3 protein-coding genes and 1 pseudogene are annotated in these 3,975 nt (G+C 67.4%); 2 read left to right on the top strand and 2 right to left on the bottom strand.

Going from position 1 to position 3,975, the window contains the following annotated elements:
* Window positions 1-59: 59 nt before the first annotated feature.
* Window positions 60-2,171, bottom strand: a complete 2,112-nt coding sequence (locus CH341_RS29170; RefSeq protein ID WP_111422787.1) for a cytochrome c1 — start codon at window positions 2,169-2,171, stop codon at window positions 60-62.
* A 42-nt stretch (window positions 2,172-2,213) separates the two neighbouring features.
* Complete coding sequence (petA, locus tag CH341_RS29175; RefSeq protein ID WP_111422789.1) at window positions 2,214-2,744, bottom strand: ubiquinol-cytochrome c reductase iron-sulfur subunit; 531 nt, start codon at window positions 2,742-2,744, stop codon at window positions 2,214-2,216.
* Between the two features lie 364 nt (window positions 2,745-3,108).
* On the opposite strand from petA, the gene CH341_RS29180 reads away from it, so the two are divergent.
* Together CH341_RS29180 and CH341_RS29185 are read left to right on the top strand one after the other, a co-directional pair.
* On the top strand, window positions 3,109-3,621 hold the full coding sequence (locus CH341_RS29180; protein WP_111422791.1) for a tRNA (cytidine(34)-2'-O)-methyltransferase: 513 nt from the start codon (window positions 3,109-3,111) through the stop codon (window positions 3,619-3,621).
* Between the two features lie 129 nt (window positions 3,622-3,750).
* A pseudogene (locus tag CH341_RS29185) lies at window positions 3,751-3,975 on the top strand (hypothetical protein); the annotation flags it as partial.

Here is a 3,975-nt window from a genome sequence, read left to right on the forward strand (position 1 = left end):
CGATCTCCCGCTTGCGCGGGCCGGTTCGTCGACGCCTCGTTTTGCTCTTCGGCGAAGGATCAGATCTTGGTCGCCTTGGGGTCTTGCCCGTGGGCGATCTCGCGCGGCTTCTCGACCTCGTGCCAGATCTTCTTCTTGGTGAAGTAGAGCAGGCCGGTGAGGACGAGCAGGAAGATCATCACCTGGAAGCCGAGACGCTTGCGCGCCTCGAGGTGCGGCTCGGCCGTCCACATCAGGAAGGCGGCGACGTCCTTGGCGTATTGCTGGGTGGTCTGCGGCGTGCCGTCCGTGTAGGCGACGACACCGTCCGCCAGCGGGGGCGGCATGGCCAGGGAGTGGCCCGGGAAGTACTTGTTGTAGTTGCCGCCGTCCGGAACCTTGAAGTCCGCCGGAGCGTCCTCGTAGCCGGTGAGCAGAGCCACGATGTAGTCGACCCCGTTCTCCTGGTACTGGGTCAGGATGTCGAACAGGAAGGTCGGGAAGCCGCGCTCGTAGGTGCGGGCCTTGGCCATCACTGAGAGGTCGGGCGGGGCGGCGCCGTTGAACGCGGCGGCGGCGGCCTGCGTGTTGGGATAGGGCGACGGGAAGCGGTCGGCCAGCCGGCCGGGCCGCTCGAACATCTCGCCCTGGTCGTTCGGGCCGTCCTTCACCTTGGCCTCGGCCGCCACGGCGGCGGCCTGCTGGGTGGTGAAGCCCGGTCCGCCCGGCTCCGCGAGGTTGCGGAACGAGACCAGCGACAGGCTGTGGCAGGCGGAGCAGACCTCACGATAGACCTGGAATCCGCGCTGCAGCTGGGCCCGGTCGAAGGTGCCGAACGGTCCGGCGAAGGTCCAGGTCTGCTGGGGCGGCTTCGGCTGCTCGCCCGCCGCCTCGGCCTTTCCGGTGCCGGCCGCGAGGCCGACCAGCACGGCCAGGGCGGCGATCGCCGCGACCGCACCGACCTTCTTCTTGTTGCCCCCCATCGCCGCCTCGGTGATCGAGTCCGGCACGGGCAGCGGCTTCTCGATCAGCCCGATCACCGGCAGCACGACGATGAAGTGGAGGAAGTACCACGCCGTCAGGATGCGGGCCGCCAGCACGTAGCCGCCTTCCGCCGGCTTGGCACCGAGCCAGCCGAGCAGGATGCAGACGACCACGAAGATCCAGAAGAAGATCTTGAACAGCGGCCGATAGCTCCCCGACTTGACCTTGGAGGTGTCCAGCCAGGGCAGGAAGGCGAGGATGAGGATCGAGCCGAACAGCGCGATCACGCCGGCGAGCTTGTTCGGGATCGCCCGCAGGATCGCGTAGAAGGGCAGGTAATACCACTCCGGAACGATGTGGGCCGGGGTGACGCTCGGATTGGCCGGGATGTAGTTGTCGGCGTGGCCGAGATAGTTCGGCACGTAGAAGACGAACCACATGAACAGCAGCATGAAGGCCGAGAAGTAGAACAGGTCCTTGAACGTCGCGTATGGCGTGAACGGCACCGTGTCCTCGTCCGACTTCGGCTCGACGCCGGCCGGATTGTTCTGCCCGACGACGTGCAGGGCCCACACGTGCAGCACCACGAAGGCGACGATCACGAAGGGCAGCAGGTAGTGGAGCGAGAAGAACCGGGTGAGGGTGGGGTCACCGACCGAGTAGCCGCCCCACAGCCAGGTGACGATCGGCTCGCCGACCCACGGGATCGCGGAGAACAGGTTGGTGATCACGGTGGCGGCCCAGTAGCTCATCTGGCCCCAGGGCAGCACGTAGCCGAGGAAGCCGGTCGCCATCATCAGCAGGTAGATGATCACGCCGATGATCCACAGCACCTCGCGGGGCTCCTTGTAGGAGCCGTAATACATGCCGCGGAACATGTGGATGTAGACGGCGAAGAAGAACATCGCGGCGCCGTTGGCGTGTGCGTAGCGCAGCAGCCAGCCGTAGTTCACGTCGCGCATCATGTGCTCGATCGACGTGAAGGCGAGGTCGACGTTCGGCGTGAAGTGCATCACCAGGATCACGCCGGTGACGATCTGGATGATCAGCAGGAACGACAGGATCGCCCCGAAGGTCCACAGGAAGTTGAGGTTCCGCGGAGTCGGGTAGGAGACGAAGGAATCGTACAGCAGGCTGACGATGGGAAGCCGCGCCTCGAACCACTTGAGAACGGGATGCGTCGGCTGGAACTTGGAAGGTCCACTCATGATGCGTCTCTGTCCGGAGGGCGGTGCGGTCCGGGGGCCGCGTCAGCCGATCTCGATCTTGGAATCGGAAACGAAGCGATAGGGCGGGAGCGGCAGATTGGCCGGCGCAGGTCCCTGCCGGATACGGCCGGAGTCGTCGTACTGCGAGCCGTGGCACGGACAGAACCATCCGCCGTAGTCGCCCGACTTGGCGATCGGGATGCAGCCCAGATGGGTGCAGATGCCGATCACCACGAGCCACTGCTCGTGGCCCGGCTTGGTCCGCTCCTGGTCGGTCTGCGGATCGGGGAGCTGGCTCAGCTTGACCGACTGGGCCTGCTCGACCTCCTGCTTGGTCCGGTGGGAAATGAAGATCGGCTTGCCGCGCCAGGTCACCTTGATGACCTGTCCCTCGGAGATCGGCGTCAGGTCGACCTCGATCGGCGCACCGGCCGCGATGGTCGAGGCATCGGGGTTCATCTGCGCGATCAGCGGAACCAGCGCAAACGCGCCGCCGATCGCGCCGACCGCGCCGGTGGCGATGTAGAGGAAATCGCGCCGGGTCGGCTCGGAGCGCAATGACGGATTGGTCACAGTCTTCGGTCCCTTTCAATCGACGGGCGGGCAACCCTGGGAGGGCCGAGCCCTGACAAAGCGGGCGGCGGGATCGGTCGCGGCACCGAACTCGCTGGAGGCGTACTCCACGCCACCTTATCTCCTATTGGCACCCTTTGCCGGGGGAGCGCAAGCCCGTCTGGTTGCCCTGCAGCGCATATGGCAAATAGGATGCGGCGCTCCTGGTCCGGAGCATTACCGCGCTGTCATGAACCTGCCCGCGGAGGTGAGCCGCATGGGGTCGAGCAATCTTCATACAGGGTTCGAACGGCGCCTTCCGGCCGGGTGCCGCGCGCCCTCGCGACCGATGCGCGCGCGATCGTCCATCGCGGGGCGTTGACGCATGCGCATCGCTCTTTACGAGCCCGACATCCCGCAGAACACCGGGACGATCCTGCGGCTCGCCGCCTGCCTCGGAATCGAGGCCGACCTGATAGAGCCGGCCGGGTTCCCGACCACCGATCGGGCGTTCCGGCGGGCCGGGATGGACTATCTCGATTACGTGAAGCTGACGCGCCACGCCTCGTTCGATGCCTTCGAGGCGTTCCGTCGCGCGCGCGGGGGGCGGCTGGTGCTGCTCACGACGGCGGCGGCGACGCCCTACCTGGCGCACCGCTTCTCGGTCGAGGACATTCTTCTGCTCGGCCGCGAGACGTCCGGCGTGCCGGACCGGGTGCATGCCGCCGCCGACGCCCGCCTCGTCGTGCCGATGCGGCCGGGCCTGCGCTCTCTCAATGTCGCGATGGCCTGCGCCATGGTGGTCGGCGAGGCGCTCCGCCAGACCGGCGGGGTCGCCGGGTTCGAGCCGGCGGCGGCGGAGCAGGACGGGCTTCCCACCTCGGCCGTCTCTCTCTAGTCTCGTGAGACTAGCCGCCGAGGACGAGACGCGGGCCGCCGAACGTCAGCGCGTCGACACCCGCCCGTCGACACGGTGACCGAGGATGCCGCGAACGTCGCACGCATGCACAAAGACGGATGTGATCACATGGCTCCTGCCGCCGCTGCTCCGGCTCCCGTCTCGTCACCCCTCCCGGAGGCCGCCGTCCTCGACGCGCGCAAGCGCGAGGCGCGGGCCTGGTTCGAGCGACTCCGGGACGACATCTGCGCGGCGTTCGAGGCGATCGAGGACGATGCGCCCTCGGCGCTCTATCCGGAGGCGCCGGGACGCTTCGTCCGGACGCCCTGGAGCCGGACCGACCACGGCGGCGCC

The organism is Rhodoplanes roseus (genome assembly GCF_003258865.1).
Classification (GTDB): Bacteria; Pseudomonadota; Alphaproteobacteria; order Rhizobiales; family Xanthobacteraceae; genus Rhodoplanes; species Rhodoplanes roseus.

Coding starts and splice junctions, on each gene's coding strand:
- CH341_RS29170 (WP_111422787.1), bottom strand. CDS start 2,171: ATGAGTGGACCTTCCAAGTTCCAGCCGACGCATCCCGTTCTCAAGTGG.
- CH341_RS29180 (WP_111422791.1), top strand. CDS start 3,109: ATGCGCATCGCTCTTTACGAGCCCGACATCCCGCAGAACACCGGGACG.